Origin of the sequence: Nocardiopsis quinghaiensis (assembly GCF_008638365.1) — a bacterium.
Lineage (GTDB): Bacteria > Actinomycetota > Actinomycetes > Streptosporangiales > Streptosporangiaceae > Nocardiopsis > Nocardiopsis quinghaiensis.
This window is the reverse complement of the sequence record NZ_VWVU01000001.1, coordinates 372,181-393,757: the sequence shown is the minus strand read 5'-3', so window position 1 is coordinate 393,757 and position 21,577 is coordinate 372,181. Positions and strand designations below refer to the sequence as shown.

Annotated in this window: 22 protein-coding genes; 11 read left to right on the top strand and 11 right to left on the bottom strand. The window is 71.4% G+C overall.

All coding sequences use genetic code 11. The features are described 5' to 3' along the window. Positions 1-55: 55 nt before the first annotated feature. Positions 56-1,351: a methyltransferase family protein gene (locus FYX01_RS06670; protein ID WP_150238583.1), complete on the bottom strand. Its 1,296-nt coding sequence runs from the start codon at positions 1,349-1,351 to the stop codon at positions 56-58. Then, a complete protein-coding gene (locus FYX01_RS06665; RefSeq protein WP_150238581.1) occupies positions 1,351-2,295 on the bottom strand; it encodes an SRPBCC family protein in 945 nt (314 codons plus the stop codon). The genes FYX01_RS06670 and FYX01_RS06665 overlap by 1 nt, the downstream gene beginning before the upstream one ends. A gap of 91 nt (positions 2,296-2,386) precedes the next feature. Between FYX01_RS06665 and FYX01_RS06660 the strand changes: the two genes are divergently transcribed. Both FYX01_RS06660 and FYX01_RS06655 read left to right on the top strand, forming a co-directional pair. After that, positions 2,387-3,052, top strand: coding sequence for a TetR/AcrR family transcriptional regulator (locus FYX01_RS06660; protein WP_150238579.1), 666 nt, complete (start codon positions 2,387-2,389; stop codon positions 3,050-3,052). Next, complete coding sequence (locus tag FYX01_RS06655) at positions 3,049-3,537, top strand: NUDIX domain-containing protein (protein WP_150238577.1); 489 nt, start codon at positions 3,049-3,051, stop codon at positions 3,535-3,537. Before FYX01_RS06660 ends, FYX01_RS06655 begins: the two co-directional genes overlap by 4 nt. A 23-nt stretch (positions 3,538-3,560) precedes the next feature. Here FYX01_RS06655 and FYX01_RS06650 read toward each other — a convergent pair whose 3' ends face one another. Then, complete coding sequence (locus tag FYX01_RS06650; RefSeq protein WP_150238575.1) at positions 3,561-4,499, bottom strand: hypothetical protein; 939 nt, start codon at positions 4,497-4,499, stop codon at positions 3,561-3,563. Positions 4,500-4,631: 132 nt separating this feature from the next. After that, positions 4,632-6,125 carry an NAD(P)H-hydrate dehydratase gene (locus FYX01_RS06645; RefSeq protein WP_150238573.1) on the bottom strand — a complete coding sequence of 498 codons (1,494 nt, stop codon included), beginning with the start codon at positions 6,123-6,125 and terminating at the stop codon, positions 4,632-4,634. A gap of 152 nt (positions 6,126-6,277) precedes the next feature. Here FYX01_RS06645 and FYX01_RS06640 point away from each other — a divergent pair, with 152 nt between their 5' ends. Continuing rightward, positions 6,278-7,114, top strand: coding sequence for a peptidoglycan recognition protein family protein (locus tag FYX01_RS06640; protein ID WP_150238571.1), 837 nt, complete (start codon positions 6,278-6,280; stop codon positions 7,112-7,114). Between the two features lie 64 nt (positions 7,115-7,178). On the opposite strand, the gene FYX01_RS06635 is transcribed toward FYX01_RS06640, so the two are convergent. After that, positions 7,179-7,721 (bottom strand): DUF4352 domain-containing protein, encoded by a 543-nt coding sequence (locus FYX01_RS06635; protein WP_223830332.1) that lies wholly within the window; start codon positions 7,719-7,721, stop codon positions 7,179-7,181. Positions 7,722-8,276: 555 nt separating this feature from the next. On the opposite strand from FYX01_RS06635, the gene FYX01_RS06630 reads away from it, so the two are divergent. From FYX01_RS06630 to FYX01_RS06595, 8 genes are all read left to right on the top strand, one after another. Then, positions 8,277-8,639 carry a hypothetical protein gene (locus FYX01_RS06630; protein ID WP_150238567.1) on the top strand — a complete coding sequence of 121 codons (363 nt, stop codon included), beginning with the start codon at positions 8,277-8,279 and terminating at the stop codon, positions 8,637-8,639. After that, entirely contained in the window at positions 8,632-9,069 is a 438-nt protein-coding gene (locus FYX01_RS06625) for a hypothetical protein (protein ID WP_150238565.1), read from the top strand. Before FYX01_RS06630 ends, FYX01_RS06625 begins: the two co-directional genes overlap by 8 nt. A gap of 28 nt (positions 9,070-9,097) precedes the next feature. Further along, positions 9,098-9,949 carry a sulfurtransferase gene (locus FYX01_RS06620; RefSeq protein WP_150238563.1) on the top strand — a complete coding sequence of 284 codons (852 nt, stop codon included), beginning with the start codon at positions 9,098-9,100 and terminating at the stop codon, positions 9,947-9,949. Between the two features lie 262 nt (positions 9,950-10,211). Beyond that, positions 10,212-10,817 carry a DUF4178 domain-containing protein gene (locus FYX01_RS06615; RefSeq protein WP_150238561.1) on the top strand — a complete coding sequence of 202 codons (606 nt, stop codon included), beginning with the start codon at positions 10,212-10,214 and terminating at the stop codon, positions 10,815-10,817. 7 nt (positions 10,818-10,824) lie between these two features. After that, entirely contained in the window at positions 10,825-11,358 is a 534-nt protein-coding gene (locus tag FYX01_RS06610) for a DUF2617 family protein (protein ID WP_150238559.1), read from the top strand. Next, complete coding sequence (locus FYX01_RS06605) at positions 11,355-11,660, top strand: hypothetical protein (RefSeq protein ID WP_150238557.1); 306 nt, start codon at positions 11,355-11,357, stop codon at positions 11,658-11,660. The genes FYX01_RS06610 and FYX01_RS06605 overlap by 4 nt, the downstream gene beginning before the upstream one ends. A gap of 54 nt (positions 11,661-11,714) precedes the next feature. Continuing rightward, a complete protein-coding gene (locus FYX01_RS06600) occupies positions 11,715-12,143 on the top strand; it encodes a DUF350 domain-containing protein (protein WP_150238554.1) in 429 nt (142 codons plus the stop codon). A 67-nt stretch (positions 12,144-12,210) separates the two neighbouring features. Next, positions 12,211-13,776, top strand: coding sequence for a polyamine aminopropyltransferase (locus tag FYX01_RS06595; protein WP_150238553.1), 1,566 nt, complete (start codon positions 12,211-12,213; stop codon positions 13,774-13,776). Positions 13,777-14,160: 384 nt separating this feature from the next. On the opposite strand, the gene FYX01_RS06590 is transcribed toward FYX01_RS06595, so the two are convergent. From FYX01_RS06590 to FYX01_RS06565, 6 genes are all read right to left on the bottom strand, one after another. Further along, the gene (locus FYX01_RS06590; protein ID WP_150238551.1) at positions 14,161-15,585 is read right to left on the bottom strand and encodes an NAD(P)/FAD-dependent oxidoreductase; all 1,425 of its coding nucleotides are present in this window, start codon (positions 15,583-15,585) and stop codon (positions 14,161-14,163) included. A 40-nt stretch (positions 15,586-15,625) separates the two neighbouring features. After that, on the bottom strand, positions 15,626-16,426 hold the full coding sequence (locus tag FYX01_RS06585) for an ABC transporter permease (RefSeq protein WP_150238721.1): 801 nt from the start codon (positions 16,424-16,426) through the stop codon (positions 15,626-15,628). Between the two features lie 65 nt (positions 16,427-16,491). Beyond that, on the bottom strand, positions 16,492-17,346 hold the full coding sequence (locus FYX01_RS06580) for an ABC transporter permease (RefSeq protein ID WP_150238549.1): 855 nt from the start codon (positions 17,344-17,346) through the stop codon (positions 16,492-16,494). A gap of 10 nt (positions 17,347-17,356) precedes the next feature. Next, on the bottom strand, positions 17,357-18,622 hold the full coding sequence (locus FYX01_RS06575) for a polyamine ABC transporter substrate-binding protein (protein WP_190394206.1): 1,266 nt from the start codon (positions 18,620-18,622) through the stop codon (positions 17,357-17,359). Positions 18,623-18,817: 195 nt separating this feature from the next. Further along, positions 18,818-19,972, bottom strand: coding sequence for an ABC transporter ATP-binding protein (locus FYX01_RS06570; RefSeq protein ID WP_150238547.1), 1,155 nt, complete (start codon positions 19,970-19,972; stop codon positions 18,818-18,820). A 74-nt stretch (positions 19,973-20,046) separates the two neighbouring features. Continuing rightward, positions 20,047-21,495 carry a gamma-aminobutyraldehyde dehydrogenase gene (locus FYX01_RS06565; protein ID WP_150238545.1) on the bottom strand — a complete coding sequence of 483 codons (1,449 nt, stop codon included), beginning with the start codon at positions 21,493-21,495 and terminating at the stop codon, positions 20,047-20,049. Positions 21,496-21,577 lie beyond the last annotated feature (82 nt).

Below are 21,577 nucleotides of genomic sequence, written 5' to 3'. Positions count from 1 at the left end.
TAACGCGGCCGGGCGGCCCGCCGGTTCGTGGTGCGTCCGGGGAACGCGTCCGCCCTCACACCTCGGCGTCGCGTGCGGGCGCCTCCTCCCGCCGCTCCCCGTCCTCGGCCGGTTCCCGGGACGGGCGGGGACCGGCACCGAAGGCGTCGGCGCACAGCTGCGCGAAGTGCCGCGGTCCGGGCAGGTCGAGCGCCCAGCCGACGAGCGCCCACCCCAGGTGGAGGTGTTCGAGCGCCCGGGCCAGCGCGGACACCCCGCTCCAGCGGACCCCGCCGGGGACCTCGTAGGTCAGGCGGTACAGCACCTCGGGATGCTCCGCCGCCGGCCTCAGCTCCAGCGCCGCGGGCGCGCGGGCGGCGAGCCAGCCGCCCAGGCCCCGGCACATGTCGCAGTCCGACGCCACGTACAGGGTCCCCGGCGTCCGGCCGGGCCACGGACGCCACCGGGGCAGCCAGGAGCGCACACCCGAACGGTAGGCCTCCCAGTCCCGCCCGAACGCCTCCCGCAGCCGGCCTCCCTCGTGCCACCCGGCGAACCCGGCACCGTAGGCGAACGCGACCAGCGCACCGGCCAGCGGCCACGGATTCCCCGTCACCGGGGGCAGGACCAGGTAGACGGCGACGATCGTGGCCTGCATCGGGTTGCGCAGATAGGCGTAGGGACCACTGGTGACCAGACGGGACGGCGGATCGAAGGGCAGCGGGGTGCCGTCGCCCACCCGGGCGAACTCGCGGGCCGCCGCCAGGCCCGGCAGGCACACCAGCGCGAGGACCTGTGCGGCCGCGAAGGCCGTGCCCGGTCCGGGCCGGACGTCCAGGGCGGCCAGCGGCAGGACGACCATGAGCCCGAACGCGAGCGCGGCCTGCGCCCACACCCGGGCGTGGACCAACTGACCGGCGCGGGTCCAGTAGGCCAGCAGCAGTGCGGGGATCAGGCACAGCGCGGAACCGGCGAACTCGCCGAGCAGCCACCGGGGGCCCAGCACCACGACGGGCTCGGCGAGCGGCATGACGATGACGTCCACCCACACGAGCAGGCCGGCGAGCAGCGGGACCGGCAGGAGGCGCAGCATCAGCGCGGGCAGGGGGCCCCACATCAGCGCCCAGGCGAGCAGCAGGTCGACGGGCATACCGAGCCACACGGCGCCCTCGGCGTGGAAGGACCACCAGCCCGCGTGCGACGCGTACAGGTTGAGCGGGATGAGCGTGAGCAGGGCCCACGCCCCCGCGACGAGCATCGCCGCGATCTCGCGCTGTCGGGGCGCGCGCCACAGGCACAGCCCGATCACGGGCAGCACCGGGGCGAACAGGCCGGCACCGCGGACCAGGGCCGCGGGGGTCTCCGGGCCCATCAGGAGTCTCCGAGCGCTGCGATGCCGAAGGTCGCGGCGAGGTACTCGGCGGCCAGACTGGTGGCGTAGGACTGGATCGGACCGAAGTACCACGACGGCTCGTAGGTGCGCTCGTAGGCGATGGACCAGGTCAGCCGGGTTCCGGAGTCCTCGGCCCGCCACACGGCCTCGGCGCGGCGCATGTCCATCCAGTTCGCGAAGGCGGTGTCCTCGACCACCTCGAACACCACCCGGCCGCCGTCCCCGCGGATCTCGCTCTCCACGATTCTCAGCTCCATGTGGCGCGGGGTGGGCTCGGCGCCGAACCGCAGCGTGCGGCGCGGGGTGAAGCGGACGAACCGGGTGTCGCCGACCTCCAGGCCCTCCCCGGACGCCGAGACGGGTCGCGGAAAGGGGACGGCGCGGAGGAAGAGCGCGTCGGGGGCCTCGTACCCGGGTGGGGCGGCCAGGGCCGCGGTGACGTTCTCCGCCGGGGCGGAGACCATGGCGTGGCCCTTCCCCGTGTCGGCTCTGGGCAGCAGGGAGACTCCGGCGACGCCCTCCAGGGCGAGCACGAAGAGCAGCGGCACAGAGAGCAGGGCGTGCTGGGAGCGGTCGCCCCCTCCGAGGACCAGCGTCGCCACCCAGGTGACCAGGGCGACGACCCCGTAGATCAGCGGCGCGGCGATGACCAGGCACACCAGCCCCTCACCGAGCAGGGGTCCGGCCAGGGCCAGGCAGACGGTGGTGCCGGCCATGGCGACGCCGACGGCGCTCCTGGCCCGCACGGTGAACACCACGAGCAGGGCGATCGTCGCGGGCAGGCCGACGTAGAACAGGGCGGTCTGGTCCAGACCGCCCCAGTGGTGGATCCGGACGGCCAGCAGGGCGGCGAAGGCGGCCAGGACCAGCACGGCGAGCAGCCAGCGCGCTCGTGAGGGAGAGGGGGTGTCGTTTCGGGGCACGGGGGGACTCCTTCAGTATGCGATTAAAACGCCTGATTTAATCACTTGATTAAACCGTATGATGAAAGCCTTCCCGAGAGCAAGGAGGGTCATGGCCAGGAGCGGCGGAGGACGGCGCACGGGCGAGGAGACCAAGGAGCGGCTACTCGCCGCCGCCAGTGAGGTGCTGCGCGAGGAGGGGTACGCCGGGGCGTCGGCACGGGCCATCGCCACTCGCGCGGAGGCCAACTCGGCGCTGGTCTTCTACCACTTCGGCGGGGTAGACCAGCTGCTGCTGGCCGCGCTGGACCGCTCCAGCGCCGAACGCATGGCCATGTACCGGGAGGTCGCCGCACGTGCGGACACCCTGGAGGAGCTGGTGGAGGCGGCCATGCGGATCTACCGGACCGACCTGGAGCGCGGCTACATCACCGAGTTCTCCGAACTGGTGGCCGCCGCCGTCACCAAGCCGGAGCTGCGTGAGGAGATCCGGGCCCGTTCCGAGCCGTGGATCGCCTTCATCGAGCACGAGTGGAACCGGGTACTGGGCGGGTCCGCACTGGGCAGACTGCTCCCCGCCCGCGAGGTGGCCTACGGGGCGATCACGTTCTACCTCGGCGTGAACCTGTTCTCGGTGCTCGACGAGGACCACTCGCGCACCGAGGCGGTCTTCGGCCTGGCCGCGGGGCTGGCCCCCCGGGCGAAGCTGCTCACCCTGCGCCTGCCCCGCCGGGGCAGGAACGTAGGCTGGCCCCCGGACGAGGAGGAGGGCGCATGAGCAGCGGTATCACGGTGGCTCCGGGGATCGGGTTCCCGGACACCTCCGACGGGCGGACCCACGTGGCGGGCGCGGTCATCGCCGACGACCGGGGCAGGGTCTTCACCCAGCGCCGGTCCCCCACCCGGAAGGTGTTCCCGCACTGCTGGGACATCGTCGGCGGGCACGTCGAGCGCGGTGAGGGCATGCTCGAAGGGCTGGCGCGCGAGGTCGAGGAGGAGACCGGCTGGAGGCTGACCGACGTGCTGGCCGAGCTGTTCCGGCTGGACTGGGACCCCGGGGACGGGGTGACCCGGCACGAGGTGGACTACCTGGTGCGGGTGGAGGGCGACCTGGACGCGCCGCGCCTGGAGCCGGGCAAGCACACCGAGTTCCTGTGGGTGGACGACTCCCTGGTGCACCGGCTGCGTGACGAGCGCGATCCGGGCGACTACTTCATCACCGACATCGTGCAGCGCGGCATCGACGCCTCCCGCCCCCGCTGAACGGCCGAAGGCGCGCCCGGTCGTCAGAGGTCCGCAGCGACCATGTGGAAGGCGAAGGCCATCCACACCATGCCGACTCCCATGGCGCTTCCAGTACGCACCACCACCTGGCGCCTCATCTCCTGGGGAAGGGTCGCGAGCCCCTCGGGCAGGTCCGGCCGTACCTGCTCCACGAAACGGATGACGCGTTCCGCTCGGCGCCGGTCGGCCCCACCGCTGGTCCACCTGCCGGTCCGGGAGCCGAGCAGGGAGAAGGCCGGGTACTCACCGCCGTCGTCGGTGTGGACGCGCAACCCGTACTCGGAGCTGACCCGCACGACGCGCTCCACCGGAATGGCCGCAAGACGGCCCTCGCCCCGTGTGAGGACGTGGGTCCCCTCCAGCCGCACGTACATGAACAGGCTCCGGCCGAGCACCCAGGCACCTGCCACGGGCAGGGCGATGGACGCCAGGAGGAGCCCCGTGAACAGGAGCGCCTGCCGGAGGAACCCCTCCTCCGGGAACTCGACCGCGCCGAGCCGATGGGTGAGCGCGAGCAGGGGCAGGGTCAGGAGCACTCCGCCGAGCACGCCCCACCCGCTGCGCAGCACCACCACGGGCGGGCGGGGAAGGGCCGCGTTCCGCGGATCGGGCCTGCCGTTGGGACCGAGGCCCCGCCGGTGGAAGTCCAGGGGTTTCCGGGACCGGTGAACACCGACCAGTCCCGGTATGGCCATGGACAACCACACGCTGGAATGCGCCAACACGAGGGACACCGTGCCGGCCGCACCGAAACCGGCCCAGAAGCGGACCAGCGACCAGGGCATGACGGATGCCGTGAGGGCGTCGCGCACCAGCATGGGCAGGTTCGCCCCGACTCCGACACGGCGTTCGCGCGCGATGAGCCGGACTTCTAAGCAGAAGGCGGTGAGGAAGCCGAGCACGGCGACGGTCAGGAGGACGGCGGTGGCGGCGGTGCTCATGCGGCACCGGGCATGTCCGCGAGGTGCATGGGGGCGCCCGTCTGGCTGGGAGGGGCGAACAGCATGCCACACCCCGTCCCCGTGGCGGGGCACCGGGACCGCACGGCGCACGTCACCGCACGCCACCGCACGTCAGACGGCCTCGTGGACCTCCTGGATCGCGAGAGGCAGTGCGTCCAGCAGGTCGGACGCGCTGATCGGCGCGCCGTTCCGGGCGAGCGTGGCGGCGCGTCCGTGCACGTAGGCACCGCACATCGCGGCCTCGCGAGCGGGCAGTCCGGCGGCCAGGAACGCGCCGACCGCCCCCGACAACACGTCACCGGACCCCGCCGTGGCCAGCAGCGGCGTACCCGTCGGGTTGACGACCACGGGCGCGCCCGGGTGCGCGATCACCGTGGTCGATCCCTTGAGCAGGACGGTGCACCCGAAGCGGTCGCGGGCTCGGGCCGCGTGCTCCAGGCGGCGCGCCTCCACGTCGCCCCTGTCCACCTCCAGCAGCCGGGCGAGCTCCCCGGCGTGCGGGGTGAGCAGTGTGTGCGCCGTCCGCTCGCCGACCAGTTCGGCCAGCGGTGCGCCCCCGTCCCCCGTGAGCAGGGTGAGCCCGTCGGCGTCGACGAGGACGGGCAGGTCGCTGTCCAGGACCGCGTGGAGTTCGTCGGAGTTGGCCGGGTGCGTACCGCGTCCGGAGCCGATGACGACGGCGGAGGCCCGCCCGGGTGACAGGTCGGTGCTGCTCTGCGGGTCGAGGAGGCCGACGACGGTCTCCGGCCAGTGGGAGAGCACCTGGTCGACGACGCTCGATCCGCCCCCGTAGCGGACCATCCCGACCCCGGTACGCAGCGCTCCCCCGACGCACAGGACGGCGGCGCCCCGGTACCGGTCGGAGCCCGCGCGGACGACGAGCACGCCCCTGCGGTACTTGTCGGTCTCGGCGCCGTGGACCGGCAGGAGCGAGGCGATGTCCACAGGCTGTGGACGGATCAGGTCGGGTCCGGGCAGTTCGGGCGCCAGACCGATGTCCACGAAGTGGATCCGGCCCGCGCGCTCAGCGCCCGGATCGACGAACAGACCGGGCTTGTGGGTGCCGAAGGTGACGGTGACGTCGGCGCGGACCGCGTGCCCGGAGACCTCTCCGGTGTCGGCGTCCACGCCGCTGGGCAGGTCGACCGCGACCACGGGGGCGGGCGCGTTCGCGGCGAGCAGGGCCAGGGTGGCGTGCGGCTCGCGCAGTCCCCCGCGCCCGCCGATACCGAGGAGCCCGTCGACGATGAGGTCGGCGTCGAACAGGTCGGTCTCGTCGGTCACGGCGTCGGTGAACCACCGGGTCCGGCCACCCGCCGCCCGGAGGGCGACGGCGCCGTCCTGGTGGAGGCCCCTCCCCGCGAGCAGGGCGTGCACGGACGCTCCCCGGGCGGCGAGTCTGGCGCCCGCGTACAGGGCGTCGCCGCCGTTGTCGCCGCCGCCGACCAGGAGGACGACGCGCGCCCCGTACACGCGGGGCAGGAGCCGGGCGCACTCCGCGGCGAGCCCGGCCGCGGCCCTGCGCATGAGGGTTCCGTCGGGGACGCGTGCCATGAGCGCGGACTCGGCCTCGCGGACGGCGCTGACGGTGTGTGCGGAGCGCACGGGTTACCTCCCGGGGGTGGATCGGCCCCCATCGTGCCGCAGTCGGAGCCGGACGGGGCGGATCCGCCACACCATGGGGCCAAGGCAGGGAACTTCCACTGGATTCTGTCGGTTCGCCACTCTCCGGAGCGGCTCCTTGACACAATGGGGTCATGCCTCGACCGAGCAAGTACGTGTTCCGGTCCGACCTCGGCTGGCCGGCGTGCCGGGCCACCTACGCCAATCCCAGATCAGGGCTGGTCATCCACTACGACAGCGTCGACCAGGGGCTCGCCGGAAAGGACCACTCGGCCTGCCTCACCTACTGGCGCAACACCCGCGCGTTCCACATGGGCCCCTCCCGTGGATGGACGTGTATCGGATATTCCTTTATGTCCTGTGCGCACGGATATGTCCTGGAAGGCCGGGGTCTGTACAAGACCCAGGCCGCACAGCCGGGCGGCAACACCACCCACTACTCGGTAACGCTGGCCACCGGCCCGACCGACCCCATCACGCCCGAGCAGATCGACGCCGTCCGCGAACTCCGGCGGTGGCTGACGGAGCCTGGCATCTCCGCCTCCGGCACGGTACTCGGCCACCGCGACTTCGTCCCCACGTCCTGCCCCGGCGACAGGGCCTACGCCCTCGTCCGGAACGGCACATTCGAACGGCCCCCCGGTGAGACCACGGAGGTACACGACATGCTCGGACTGCGCATCGGCAGCAGGGGAGAGGCGGTCAAGCTTCTCCAGCTCAGGATCGGGAGGGCGGGCTTCGGTGACGCCCTGGGCGGGACCGGGGCCGACTCCGTCTACGGCCCCGCCACCGCCGAGGGCGTACGGCTGTGCCGCGAGTACGTCGGCAGCCGGGCGCTGGCCGGGTACGGCGACGAGATGACCGCCCACGCGGTCGACCAGGTCGAGGCCGCCGTCACCAAGCGCGCCCTGGAGAGGACCGAGATCTCCGGCGCCGTCCTGGACGGCGACCACGCGCCGCCCGAGGGCTGAGGCCCCGTACACGCGGAGGCGCCCGGCCGCGAACCGCCCACGGCCGGGCGCCCCCGCGTTCCGGCTACTCGACCACGGCCACGATCGGCTCCTCCATTCCGAAGCTCGGGTCGTACCGGACCTCGGTGACCACGACCTCGCCCACCACGGCGATCTGCCCGGCGACGCTGGAGCCGGGTGTGAGGCTGGTGACCTCGAACTGCTCGATGTCGGCGAGGATGGCCTCTCCCCAGTCGTTTCGCTCGGTGCCGTCGGCGAGTACCGCGGTGAAGTACAGCGAGCTGACGTTGAGGTCCTCGTCGCCGTTGTTGGTGAGCTCGATGTCCAGCACCGTGTAGACGGTGTCGTCGAAGGCACTGCCCGTGGTGCCCGCCGCGGAGGCGGTCATGCTGACGCCCTGTCCGGCCGCGGGCTCGTCCTCGGTGATGCCCTCCGGGGCGGTCTCCTCCGGGGTGAACTCCTCCTCGGTGGCGTAGGGCGCCGGGGAGGCCGACGTACTGTCGCCGCTCACGGACAACGAGGCGATGGCCACGATGACGACGATCGCGATGACCAGGAGTCCGAGGCAGCCGCCGACGCCGATACCGACCTTGGCACCGGTGGACATCCCCTTCTTCGGGGGCGGGCCGTAGGGCGACGGACCGTAGGGGGGCTGTCCCCCGGGCGGGCCGTGGGGAGGCTGTCCGCCAGGGGGCATGCCGTAGGGGGGCTGCCCGCCTGGAGGGGGTCCGGGAGGACCGCCGTAGGGAGGCTGCCCGCCGGTCGGACCGCCATAGGGCGGCTGCCCGCCGGTGAAGTCTCCGTAGGGGGGCTGTCCACCGGGAGGAGGTCCGGGAGGACCGCCGTAGGGAGGCGGCTGTGGGCCGGAGGGATCTTGGGGATAGGACACGCGTGTGCTCCGGTTCTCGTACACGATGGCGTAGGGGATGTGCCGCGGGCCTGAACCGTGCACCGGCTGGAACACGTGCGGCTGGGAGGACCATATCCGACACGGATCCGCCCTGGTCATGCCCACCCCACGCCGGATCTGTCCGGAACCGGCCGTTCTCGACCACTCGCGCCCGTGGCCCGCCAGGGCCGGAACGAAGTGGTGACCACCGGGTACTACGCTGTGTCGTAGAAACCGCCGGCACGGGCGGAGGGACGGGCGAGCGGAGGCGGCGTGGTCGACTGGCTGACCATGACGATTCAGGTGGCGTCACTGGCGATGGCCGGATGGTGCCTCGTCTCGACCTTCCGGGACCAGCCCATGGTGGTCCCCCACCTCGTCGGCATGGGCCTTCTGTGGCTCCTCGTCCTCGGGCAGGTGGGCGCCGTCATCGTCACCGTGGCCGACGGCGACCGGCCCGCCGAGACGGCCATGTTCGTGTCCTACCTGGCCACCGTGGCGCTACTGCCGCCCGCGTGCGCCGTGTGGGGCTTCATGGAGCGCAGCAGGTGGGGTCCGGCCGTGATCGCCTTCGCGTGCCTGGTCCTGCCCGTCCTGTTCGTCCGGCTCGAACAGCTCTGGAACCCCGTTGTCTGAGACCGCCGCGTCCACCGACAGGACCCTGCGCACCGGCCCCGGACGGCTCCTCGTCGCCGTGTACGGGCTGTTCGCGCTCGCCGCCACCGCGAGGGGCGGCTACCAACTGGCCACGAAGTTCGGCGAGGCGCCCCTGGCCTACACCCTGTCGCTGCTCGCCGGGGTGGTCTACCTGGTCGCGGCGGTCGGTCTGGCCCGGGCCGGACGCACCTCGCGCGTGGTCGCCCTCGTCTCGTGCGGTGTCGAGTTGGTCGGGGTGCTCGTGGTGGGCGCGACCAGCATGGTCCTGCCCGGGGTGTTCCCCGACGACACGGTGTGGTCGAACTTCGGCGGCGGCTACCTGTTCGTTCCGCTGGTGCTACCGGTCGTGGGTCTGTGGTGGATCCTGCGCGTCCATCGCATGGAAAGGGGCCGACCGGACACGCCGTGACCAGCGGTCCGGTACTAGGCTGTGGCCCATGTCCGAACCCTTGTTCCTTCCGGTGGCCGTGTCGGCCGACTGGCTCCGCGAACACCGGGACCAGGTCGTCCTCGTCGACTCCCGGTGGTACCTCGACGGCCGCTCCGGCCGCGACGCCCACCGCGCCGGCCATCCGCCCGGCGCGGTCTTCACCGACCTGGACGCCGATCTCGCCGCGCCGGCCGGCCCCGGGGACGGCCGCCACCCGCTGCCCGACCCGGCCGACTTCGCGGACGCGCTCGGCCGTCTCGGCATCGGCGACGACGCCTCCGTGGTCGTCTACGACGACGCCGGCGGTTCGGTCGCCGCCCGCCTCGTGTGGATGCTGCGCGTCCTCGGCACCCCGGCGGCGTTCCTGGACGGGGGCGTCCAGGCGTGGAACGGGGAGACGGAGGGGGGCGACGTCACACCCGAGCCCGCCCACCGCACTCCGGTGCCCTGGCCCGAGGACCGGGTCGTGCACACCGACAGCGTCCGGGCCCGGACCGGCGACCCGGCACACCTGCTGGTCGACGCCCGTACCCGCGGCCGCTACACCGGCGAGCGGCCCGCTCCCGTCGACGCCCGCCCCGGTCACGTGCCGGGCGCCCGCAGCGCGGAGTGGGTCGGAAACCTCGACGGTGACGGGTTCCTGGCCGCCCCTGAAATCCTGCGTGAACGCTTCGCCGCCCTCGGCGCCGACTCCGCGGACACCATCACCGCCTACTGCGGGTCCGGGGTCACCGCCTGCCACGACCTGCTCGCCCTGGAGCACGCCGGATACCCCGGCGCCCGCCTGTACCCGGGTTCGTGGAGCCGCTGGGGAGGTGACGACACCCTCCCGGTGGAGACCGGCGATCCCCACGCGTGAACCCCGGGCCTGAGCCCTCGGCGCGAACCTCCGACGCGAGCCTGCCCGACCCCGAATCCGGATGTCCGCAAAAACCGCCGCGGACGGTCTTTCCCTGACTGGATCCGGCATGATTCGACCTGGTTTGGACCGTTTTGGAACCTCGTTTCCATGATCGGCGTCAAACCGTCAGTAGGCTGGTTCGACCTCGGGGAACAAGCACGGGCGAGGACCGCGCCACCCCTCTGATCCGCCCTCACGCTCCGTCGCGAAACGAGGAACATTGTCCGTCGTACTTGTGCTGCTGCTCATCACCGTCATCGTCGCCGTCGTGGTCGGCGTCGTGCTCTACACGCGGCGCTCCGGGAACCGGGCCTCCGGCCCCAAGGTCCCCGCGCCGCCGCAGGATCCCTTCGCCAACAAGGGTGACGACACCTCGGGCGACCCGCGCACCCTCAAGGCGGGCGACATGATCGACTGGGGCACCGAGCGCACCTGGATCCGCGGCACCCTGCGCCTGTCCGAGGGCGGCTCCACCTGGTCGGAGCACTTCCTGGAGGTCGAGGACGGCAAGCGCTGGATCTCCGTGGAGGAGGACCCAGACGTGGAGCTGGCCCTGTGGACCGGCCGCCCCGACCTGGAGATCATCCCCCAGGGCAGGTCCGTCGAGGTGGAGGGCGTCGTCTACCGGCTTCAGGAGAAGGGCACCGGCTCCTACCGCTCCGAGGGCACCACCGGGCTCAAGGCCCAGGGCGGAGTCGACTACGCCGACTTCGAGTCCGACGACGGCAGGCTGCTGTCCTTCGAGCGCTTCGACCACGGCCGCTGGGAGGCCAGCACCGGGACCAAGATCGCTCTGGGAACCTTCACGATCTTCCCGGGGAGCTGATCGAGACGTGCTCGCGAGCATCAGCGCCCCCTTCGTCGACACCAGTGCCGCCGACCTGGTCTGGACCCTGGACCACCCGCTGGTCGCCCCTCTGGCCACCCGCGCCGTCCGGGCGCGGGGCACCCGGGTCGAACTGCGCGTGCTCGGCGCCTCCCACCAGGTGGTCGTCACGCCGGAGCGGACGGGGGCGCCCCTGGTGGAGACCGTGGCCTGCCTGCCCGGCCTGCCCGGTGGCCTGCCGGGCAACGTCGAGCGCCCCGACCTGGACTGGTACCGTTTCGACTCGCTCGTGGAATCCCTTTCGCGCAATGAACTGGCCCTCCGGGTGGAACGGCTCCACCACGAGGTGGCGGATTCCCCCGGCGGCCTCCTCGTCGCCTTTCCGGGTGATCCCCTGGCGGTCACCGCGCTGCACCTGGCCCCCGACCGCGGAGGACCGCTCCGCTGGCGCACCTGGCACGCCTATCCGCAGAGCGGCGAGCTGGTGACGACCACATCGACCGTGACCACGCCCCCCACCCCGGAGAGAACCGCACCATGAAGGCATACGAGGCACCCCAGAACAACAACAGGAACGTCATAGTCACGGTGGCCGTCATCTGCGGCGGCATCCTGCTTCTGCTGATCCTGCTCAGTGCCTGCAGCGGCAACAACAACAACTACTGCCCGGACGACGACGTCGTCGCGATCGAGGGCTACGACGATGACGACTGCGAAGGCTCCAACTCCTCCGGCGGAGGAGGGTTCTTCTTCATCGGCGGAGGAGGAGGCAGCGGCAGCAGCAGCCACAACGACAGCAGCGGAAGCAGCTACCGTGGCGGCGGCAGCGGGTTCGGCAAGTAGCCCGCGCCCGCTCCCGGCCCTCGGACACGAATCCCCCTACCAGCGGACAGGACCATGAACGTTATTCTCTTCAACTCCCTCGCAGCCCTCGCCTACGGCGGCGTGGGCATCGCCATCCTCGTGGTGGGCTACCTGCTCACCGACATCCTCACCCCCGGTAAGCTGCACAAGCTGATCTGGGAGGACCGCAACCGCAACGCCGTGCTGCTCGTGTCCGCCAACACCCTGGGCTCGGCCATCGTCGTCACCTCGGCGATCCTCTCCAGTGACTCCGAGATCGGCCTGGGAGCGGGACTGCTCTCGACCGCCGTCTACGGACTGATCGGCCTGGGCGTCATGGCGCTGTCGTTCCTGCTGATCGACCTCCTCATCCCCGCCAAGATCTCCCAGATGATCAGTGACGACGAGCCGCACCCGGCCACCTGGGTGAGCGCCTCCGCGCACGTGGCGATCGGCCTGGTCATCGCCGCGGCCCTCACCTGACTCCCTCCGCGCTTCCCAACGGCCCCCTGACCCCGGCCACCAGCACCATCCGACGAAGGCACCCGTGTTGACTGCGAACGACGTCCGCCCCCGGTCCCGCCTCCCGGTTTCGGCCAGGGCGGCCCGTTTCTTCGTACTGCTGGCGGTGTTCGTCTGTGCCGCCTGCGGCCTGGTGTACGAACTGGCGCTCGTCGCCATCGGCAGCTACCTGTTGGGCAACACCATCACCCAGGCCTCCGTGGTCCTGTCCGTGATGGTGTTCGCCATGGGTGTGGGCTCGCTGATGTCCAAGCGCTTCCAGCAGCACCCGGCCGTGGCCTTCGCGGCCATCGAGGGGCTGCTCTCGCTCGTCGGCGGACTGTCGGTGCTGCTGCTGTACGGGGCCTTCGCCTGGTTCTCGGCCTACCAGCCCGCGCTGGTGCTGCTGGCGTTCGTCATCGGCCTGCTCATCGGCATGGAGATCCCGCTGCTGATGACGCTGATCCAGCGCATCCGCAGGCAGGACGCCTCCGACGCGGTCGCCGACCTGTTCGCCGCCGACTACGTGGGCGGGTTGATCGGCGGCCTCGCGTTCCCCTTCCTGCTGCTGCCGCTGCTGGGCCTGCCCAAGGGCGCGCTGGTGGTGGGCGCGCTGAACGCCGTGATCGGTGTGGCCGTGGTGCTGTGGCTGTTCCGCTCGGAGCTGTCCCGGCGCGCCTACGCGGGCCTGGGCCTCGGCCTGGCCCTCATCATCACGCTGCTCGGCCTGGCCTACGTCTACGCCGACCAGTTCGAGGTGGACGCCCGCCAGGCCCTGTACCGGGACCCGATCGTGCACGCCGAGCGCTCCGAGTACCAGGAGATCGTGCTCACCCGGTCCCTCGACGGTGAGGACGTCCGCCTGTTCCTCAACGGGAGCCTGCAGTTCTCCACACTGGACGAGTACCGCTACCACGAGTCGCTGATCCACCCCGCGATGGCGGGCCCGCACGAGGACGTCCTGGTGCTGGGCGGGGGCGACGGCCTGGCCCTGCGCGAGATCCTCGCCTACGACGACGTGGCTTCGGCGACCCTCGTGGACCTGGACCCGGCCGTGGTCGAACTGGCCTCCACCAACCCGGTGATCAGCGACCTCAACGAGCACTCCTTCGAGGACCCGCGCCTGGATGTCGTCAACACCGACGCCTTCCAGTGGCTCCGTGACAACCACGAGCGGTTCGACGTGATCATCGCCGACCTGCCGGACGGCACCGACGTCGGCACCGCCAAGCTCTACACCGTGGAGTTCTACTCGCTCCTGCGCCACGCCCTGTCCGACCAGGGCCGCGTGGTGGTGCAGGCCGGCTCACCCTTCTTCGCCCCGGACGCCTACTGGGGCGTGGGCCGCACCCTGGAGAACGCCGGGCTGGCCGCCACCCCGTACAACGTGGACGTGCCGTCCTTCGGCAACTGGGGTTTCTACCTCGCCACCACGGACGAGGAGCCCGAACTGCGCGTTCCCGACGGCGCACCGCCCCTGCGCTTCCTCGACGAACCCCTGCTGGCCGCCGCCCAGGTCTTCCCCAAGGACCGCCGCGAGGACGACGTGGAGGAGTCGACCCTCATGCACCCCCGGGTGATGGACTACCACCAGGGGGCCTGGCGGGGCTACTGAGGTCCAGCCCCGCCCGCCGCCCTGTTCGCCACCGCCGGGGAAGAGCACCGCGCGGCCTGAGGACTTGGGCCGGTGGGCGGCCGCGCGGTGGGCCTGGAACGGGAGTGCTGTTCGGTGTCGGGGACGGTGGCGACGGCAGGGCGGCGAGGAGACGGCGATCCGCGGGCGGGGACGCACGTGCGACCACCCGGGATCTCCTCCTGGCCCGCCCCATCCTGACCCGGCGCCCCGGACGCGGCGGGGACGCCACGCCGTCCCCGCCGCGTCCCCTGCCAAGCCGTTACCCAGGCTTTTCCGCCCTTTTCTGACCTTCCGCGCTCCTGCCCGTCTCCGGCGGGACGTGCCCACCGCCGCGGAGGCGTCAGCGCCGCGGACGTCCCGTCGTCAGCTGTCGAAGCCCAGTCCCACCGCGTCCAGGCCACGCAGCCACAGGTTGCGGCGGCCCCCGTCGCGGTCGGCGGCGGCGGTGGCGCGCAGGGTCAGGTCGATGCCCAGCGAGCGGACCGGCTCGGGCGGGAAGGGCAGCGGCTTCTCGCGGACCATGCGCAACCGGGTGCGCTCGGTGTCCAGGCCGTCGAGGCGGTCCAGCATCACCTGCGCGCCGAAGCGGGTCGCGCCCACGCCCAGCCCCGTGTATCCGGCGGCGTAGGCCAGGCGGCCTCCGTACCCGGTGCCGAAGAAGGCGGAGAACCGGCTGCACGTGTCGATGACCCCGCCCCAGCTGTGGGTGAACCGCACGTCCGCCAGCTGGGGGAAGGTCTCGAAGAAGTGCCCGGCGAGCCTGCGGAAGGTCTCCGGGCGCTGGTCGAACTCCGGACGCACCTTCCCGCCGTAGTGGTGCACGATGTCGTAGCCGCCCCACAGGATGCGGTGGTCCGAGGTCAGCCGGTAGTAGTGGAAGAGGTTCGCGGCGTCGGAGACCCCCTGGCGGCCCTCCCAGCCCAGGGACGCCATCTGCTCGTCGGTGAGCGGCTCGGTCATCAGCGCGTAGTCGTAGACGGGGGCCAGGTAGTGCTTGAGCCGGCGCAGGGGACCGGGGAAGGCACCGGTTCCCCAGGCCACCCTGGGCGCGTGCAGAGCGCCGCCGCCCGTCTCCAGGCGAAGGCCCGTCGGCACGGAGCGGATCGCGCGCACGGGCGTGTGCTCGAAGATCCGCACGCCGAGCCGCTGGCAGGCGGCGCGCAGGCCCCACGCGAGCTTGGCCGGATGGACCATGGCGACGCCGTCGGGCTCGTACAGTGCCCCCACGTAGGTGGGCGAGTCGATCTCCCGCCGGGTGCGCTCGGCGTCCCACACGTGCGAGGTGTAGCCCAGTGCGGCCATCCTCTCGGCGGACTCGGCGAACCCCTCGGCCTGCCAGGGCTCGGTGGCGGCCAGGACCTCGCCGGTGCGTTCGAACCCGCAGTCGATCCCGTACCTGGCCACCGCCTCCTCGATACCGTCGAGGTTGGCGCGGCCCTGGCGTTCGAGCTCGTCGATCTCCTCGGGCCAGCGCTCGGCGCCGTTGTCGTAGCCGTGGGTGAGGCTGGCGGCGCAGAACCCGCCGTTGCGCCCGGAGGCCGCCCACCCCGCGGTGCGGGCCTCCACCAGCACCACGTCGCGGCCGGGGTCGCGCTCCTTGGCGATGAGCGCGGTCCACAGTCCGCTGAAACCGGCGCCGACCACCACCAGGTCGGCGAACACGTCACCGGCCAGGGACGGCGCGGGTTCGGGGGCGTCGTGCCCCGGGACGTCGGGGTCGAGCCAGAAGACCCGGGGGCGGGTGTCCGCCAGGGCCCTCGCCACCCGCTGGGTCGCTCCGTCGGTCATGAGTGTCACTTCCGTTCGTGGTGGGGCGCCGGTGCCGGGTTCAGTCCTTGGCCGTGGCCCGGCGCCGGGCCATGGCGATGTTGACCACGGCCAGGAGCAGCCCGACCGCGAACAGCAGGGTGCCCATGACGTTGACCTGGGGCGGGATGCCCACGCGGGTGGCGCCCCAGATCCACAGCGGGAAGGTGGTGACGTCGCCGCTGACGAACGAGGTGATGATGTAGTCGTCGATGGACAGGGCGAAGGCCAGCAGCCCTCCCGCCATGATGGCGGGGAACAGCATGGGCAGGGTGACCAGGCGGAACGTGTCCCACGGACCGGCGCCGAGGTCACGGGCGGCCTCCTCCAGGCGCGGGTCCAGGGTGATGACGCGGGCCCGCACGGTGATGGCGACGAAGGACACGCAGAACATCACGTGCGCGATGACGGTCGTCCAGTAGCCGGTGGTCACGTTCATCATCAGGAAGGTGGACAGCAGCGCGGCGCCGAGCACCACCTCGGGCGCGCTGATCGCCGCGAACATCACCAGGTTGGTGAGCTGCTTGCCCCGGAAGTCGAACCGGCCCAGGGCCAGCCCGAGCAGGGTGCCCAGTCCGCCGGCGATGACCATCGACAGCAGCGCGATGCTCACCGAGTTGAGCATCGCCTCGTTGAGCTCGGTGTGGGCGAACGCGTTCTGGTACCACCTCAGGGTGAAGCCCTGCCAGGTGATGTTGTGCCGCCCCGCCGGGTCGTTGAAGCTGAACACGATCATGAAGACGATGGGCGCGAACAGCCAGGCCAACACGGCCCAGGTGTGGTAGCGGCCCCAGTCGATCCGGCGGCGCGCGCGACCGCGCACGGCCGCCGGAGCGGTCCCGCCTCCGGTCCCGCTCCCGGTGGCGCCCTGACTGTGGACGTCGATGCTCACGCGTGCACCTCCATGACCCGCTCGGTGCCCAGTGCCCGCGCGTAGCTGAAGATCCCGACCAGCAGCAGTCCCATGAGGACGAAGGTGATCGAGGCGGCGATCGGATAGTTGTTGTTGACCAGGTACTGGGTCTGGACGACGTTGCCGATCATCGTGTTGTGCGTCCCTCCGAGCACGGAGGCGTTGACGTAGTCGGCGCTGGTGGGGATGAAGGTCATCAGCACACCGGCGAACACCCCGGGCAGGGACACCGGCAGGATCACCCGCGCGAAGGCCTGGAAGCGGCCGGCGTACAGGTCGTGCGCGGCCTCCACCAGGTGCGGGTCCATGCGCTCCAGGACCGCGTAGATCGGCAGGACCATGAACGGCAGGAAGTTGTAGGCCAGACCGAGGATCACCGCGAGCGCGGAGTTGAGGACGGCGAAGCCCTCCGGGAGCAGTCCGAGGTCCTTGAGCGGGCCGAGCACCACGCCGTTGTCGGAGAGGAAGAACCGCCAGGAGATGGTGCGCAGCACGAACGAGACGAAGAACGGCAGCAGGATCAGCAGCAGGTAGGTGGACTTGTGGGCCCCGCCGCGGAAGGCGATCCAGTACGCCATCGGATAGCCCAGGGCAATGCACACGAGGGTGGCGCAGGCGCCGTAGAACAGGGAGCGCAGGATCTGCTCCCAGTAGGTGCTGACGGCGGTGGCGTAGTTGCCCACCTCGAAGGTCTGCTGGAAACCGGTGACCACGTTGCCCGTGGTCAGCGACAGGGACAGCATCCCGCCGATGGGCACCACGAAGAACAGCGCCAGCCAGGCCCATGCCGGAAGCACCAGCACGTAGGGCGTGAACTTTCGGTTGCTCATGGTCTCGGGCTCAGCTCTGTGTGACTGCCTGGAACAGGGAGGAGAACTCCCCCTGCTGGTCGGGCTCCAGCGCCACGTAGTTGTGGAGCTTCTGGTAGTCGCCCTCGCCGGGGAAGACGAGAGCGCTCTCCGACATCTCGCGCAGGGCCTCGGCGCGCTCGTCCTCCTCCTCGGTGTCGGCCCACTCGGCCATGGTCCCCTGCGCCCGCGGGACCGGGGAGATGTAGCCGATGTACTCGGTGAGGCCGGTGGCGATCTCCGGCTCGTAGAGGAAGTTCATCAGCTCGACGGCGTCGACCGGGGCCTGGGTGGTGTACGGGATCATCAGGTTGTCGGTCCACAGGGTGGCGCCCTCGTCGGGGATGACGAACTTGAGGTTCGTGCCCGCCTCGGCGTTCTGCTGGTAGATGTCGCCGGACCAGGCCATGGTCATCCACAGGTCACCGGTGGTGAGCGGCTGGATGTAGTCCTGCTCGTAGTAGGCGCGCACCACGCCGGAGTCGCGCTGCTCGCGGAGCTTGTCGGCGGCGGCCTCCCAGTCCTCCCGGGTGGAGTCGGCGGGGGTGACGCCGTTGGCGAGCAGGCCGAAGATCGCGATCTCCTGCGGGTCGGCGAACATGCCGACCTTTCCCTCGAACGCCGGATCCCACAGGTCCTGCAGGCTGGTGATCTCCCGGTCGACGAACTCGGGGTTGTAGGCGATGCCGGTGATGCCCGAGGCGTAGGGGACGGTGTACTCGTTGCCGGGGTCGTAGGAGGCGTTCTTGTAGACCTCGTCCGCGTACTCGGCGAAGGCGGGGAGCCTGGTGTGGTCCAGCCGCACCAGGTAGCCGAGTTCGATGAGCTTGGCGAGCTCGAAGCCGTTGGTCAGGACCATCAGGTCGTAGCCGATGTCGTCGCCGTTGGCGAGCTTGGGCTGGATCTGCCCGAAGAACGACGCGGCCTCGTGCACGTCCTCCTTGTAGTCGACCCTGATGCCGGTGGCCTCGGTGAACTGCTGGATCTGGGTGCGCTCGGAGTCCATGTACAGCGGCCAGTTGGCCCAGCGCAGGTTGCCCGTGCGCTCCTTGTCCGCCCAGAAGTCCTCGTCCGCGGCGGGGTCGCGCTGCTGGCCCCCGACGCCGCAGGCGGACAGGGCGAGCGCGGCCGCGGTGGCGCCGCCCGCCTGGAGGGTGCGACGGCGGGTGATACCGGGGAGCGCCAGGGGGCTGCGACGGGCCCGGGTGAGCCCGCGCAGGAGGGCGGGGTCCAGTGGGGGGCGCGGTCGGTTGTTCATGTCGTCGTTCCCTACTTCGGTTCTTCGGGGGCCGTCGTCGCGGTGGCGGAGCGGACGGGGCCGTGGGTCCGGGGCGGGGGGCCGGCACCTCCTGTGCTCGGAGGTACTGGAAGTGGCTGGTGTGCTTGCTGGTGCTGCTGTGTCTGTTGGGACTAGTGACGGGTGCTCTGCGGGATCGGAGGTGTGCGGGCGGGGTCAGGACGGGAGCGCGTAGGAGTGCTCGGGCCGCCAGGACAGCCACACCCGCTCGCCCCGCGCGGCGACCAGGGTGGAGCCCGACGCGTTCTGCTGGTAGACCGTGATCTCCTCACCGCCGCCGATGTCCACCTGGTAGTGGGTGGCGGCACCCATGTACACGGTCTCGGCGACCGTGCCGGGGACGCGGCTGACCTCGCCCTCGGGCTGGTCGGTCCCGATACGGACCTTCTCCGGACGGACGGTCAGGTGGATGTGGGAGCCGGTGGTGACCGTCCCGGGAAGTTCGGCGGCCAGGGCGGTGGCGCCGTCGGCGACCTCCACCTTCCACAGGTCTCCCGTGGCGGCTCGGACCACGCCGCGGACGAGGTTGCTGGTGCCGATGAAGTCGGCGACGAACCTGGTGGCGGGACGCTCGTAGATCTCGGCCGGCACGCCGAGTTGCTCGACCACGCCGTTGTTCATCACGGCGATGCGGTCGGACATGGTCAGCGCCTCGCCCTGGTCGTGGGTGACGTAGACGAAGGTGATGCCGACCTCGCGCTGGATGCGCTTGAGCTCGACCTGCATGGACTGGCGGAGCTTGAGGTCGAGTGCGCCGAGCGGCTCGTCCAGGAGCAGGGCGGAGGGCTCGTTGACGAGCGCGCGGGCCAGGGCGACGCGCTGCTGCTGGCCGCCGGACAGCTGTGACGGGCGGTGCCTGGCGCGGTGCCCGAGCTCGACCAGGTCGAGTATCCGGCCGACCCGGCGGGTGACCTCGGCCTTGGGGACCCTCTTGCGCCTCAGCCCGAACGCGACGTTGTCGGCCACGCTCATGTGCGGGAAGAGAGCGTAGCTCTGGAAGACCATGTTGACGTCGCGGTGGTTGGCGGCCACACCGGTGACGTCGCGGCCGTCGAGGCGGACGACGCCCTCGGTGGGGTCCTCGAACCCGGCGATCACGCGCATGGTGGTGGTCTTGCCGCAGCCGGACGGTCCGAGAAGTGAGAAGAACTCCCCGCGTTCGATCTCCAGGTCGACGCCGTCGACCGCGCGCACCGTCTCGGAACCGGCCCGGAAGGACTTGACCACTCCGGCCAGGCTGATCGCGGGCCCCGCGGCCGGAGCGGCGCCGGCTTCGGGCGCCTCGGGTTGGGTGGTGCTGGTGGGAGCCATGGTGGGGTGATTCCTGTCAGTCTCGTTCTTGCCGCGGGCTCGCGACGGGGCTCGGGGCGGCCCGGCGGGAGGGGTCAGTCGCCGATGTAGCTCATGACGTGCTTGACGCGGGTGTACTCGTCGAAGGAGTACATCGACAGGTCCTTGCCGTAGCCGGAGTGCTTGAAGCCGCCGTGCGGCATCTCCGCGGTGATCGGAATATGGGTGTTGATCCACACGCAGCCGAAGTCCAGACGGCGCGAGACCCGCAGGGCACGGGCGTGGTCGCGGGTCCACACGCTGGAAGCCAAACCGTACTCGACGGCGTTCGCCCAGTTCACAGCGGTGTCCTCGTCGGTGAAGCGCTGCACGGTGATGACTGGTCCGAAGATCTCGTCGGTGACCATCTCGTCGCCCTGGCGCAGGTTCGAGACCACGGTCGGCGCGTAGAAGAAGCCCTCGTCGCCGACCCGGGAACCTCCGGCGAGGACCTCGGCGTGGTCGGGGGCGCGGTCCAGGAAGCCGCTCACCCGGGCCAGCTGGTCGGCGTTGTTGACCGGGCCGTAGGCGGCGTCGGGGTTGCTGGGCGGGGCGGTGACGGTGCCGCGCGCCTGTTCGGCGAGGGCGGCGGCGAGGTCGTCGTGGATCCCCGGTGCGGCCAGCACGCGCGTGGCGGCGGTGCAGTCCTGCCCCGCGTTGAAGTACCCGGCCTCGGCGATCCCGGCGGCGGCGCGCTCGACGTCGGCGTCGTCGAAGACCACCACCGGCGCCTTGCCCCCCAGTTCCAGGTGCAGGCGCTTGAGGTCCCTGGACCCGGCCCGGGCGACCTCGTACCCGGCCCGGGTGGAGCCGGTGAGGGAGATCAGCCGCGGCACGGGGTGGTCCACCAGGGCGCGGCCGGTGCCGCGGTCCCCGGCGACGACGTTGAACACGCCGGGCGGGAGGAACTCGGCGGCGATCTCGGCCAGCAGCAGCGTGGAGACCGGGGTGGTGTCGGAGGGCTTGAGGACGATGGTGTTGCCCGCGGCCAGGGCGGGGCCGATCTTCCAGGCCGCCATGGCCATGGGGTAGTTCCACGGGGTGATCTGGCCGACGACGCCCAGCGGCTCCCGGCGGGTCCAGGAGGTGTGGTCGGCGAGGTACTCGCCCGCCGCGCGCCCCTCCAGGTTGCGGGCGGCGCCCGCGAAGAAGCGCAGCGCGTCCAGGACCTGGCCGATCTCCTCGGTCCGGGTGAGGCCGACCGGCTTGCCGCAGTTGCGGACCTCGGCGGCGACCAGTTCGTCGGCGCGCTCCTCCACCCTGTCGGCGAACTTGTTGAGGGCGATCTGCCGTTCGGCGGGTGTCTGGTCGCGCCATCCGGAGTCGAAGGCGCGCTGGGCCGCCACGAAGGCGTTGTCGACGTCCTCCGCCGTGGACACCGGGGCCGTGGCGAAGACCTTTCCGGTGGCCGGGTCGACGAGGTCGCCGCGGATCCCGTCCACGGTGTCGACGTACTCGCCGTCGACGAAGTTGCGGAGGTGGTCGGGTCCGGGCTCCTGGGTCACTGCGGCTCCCTGCGGTCGGGTGCGTTCTCGGCGCACATGGGCTGTGATCCGTCACACTGCCACCAGCGGTCCATGACTTCAA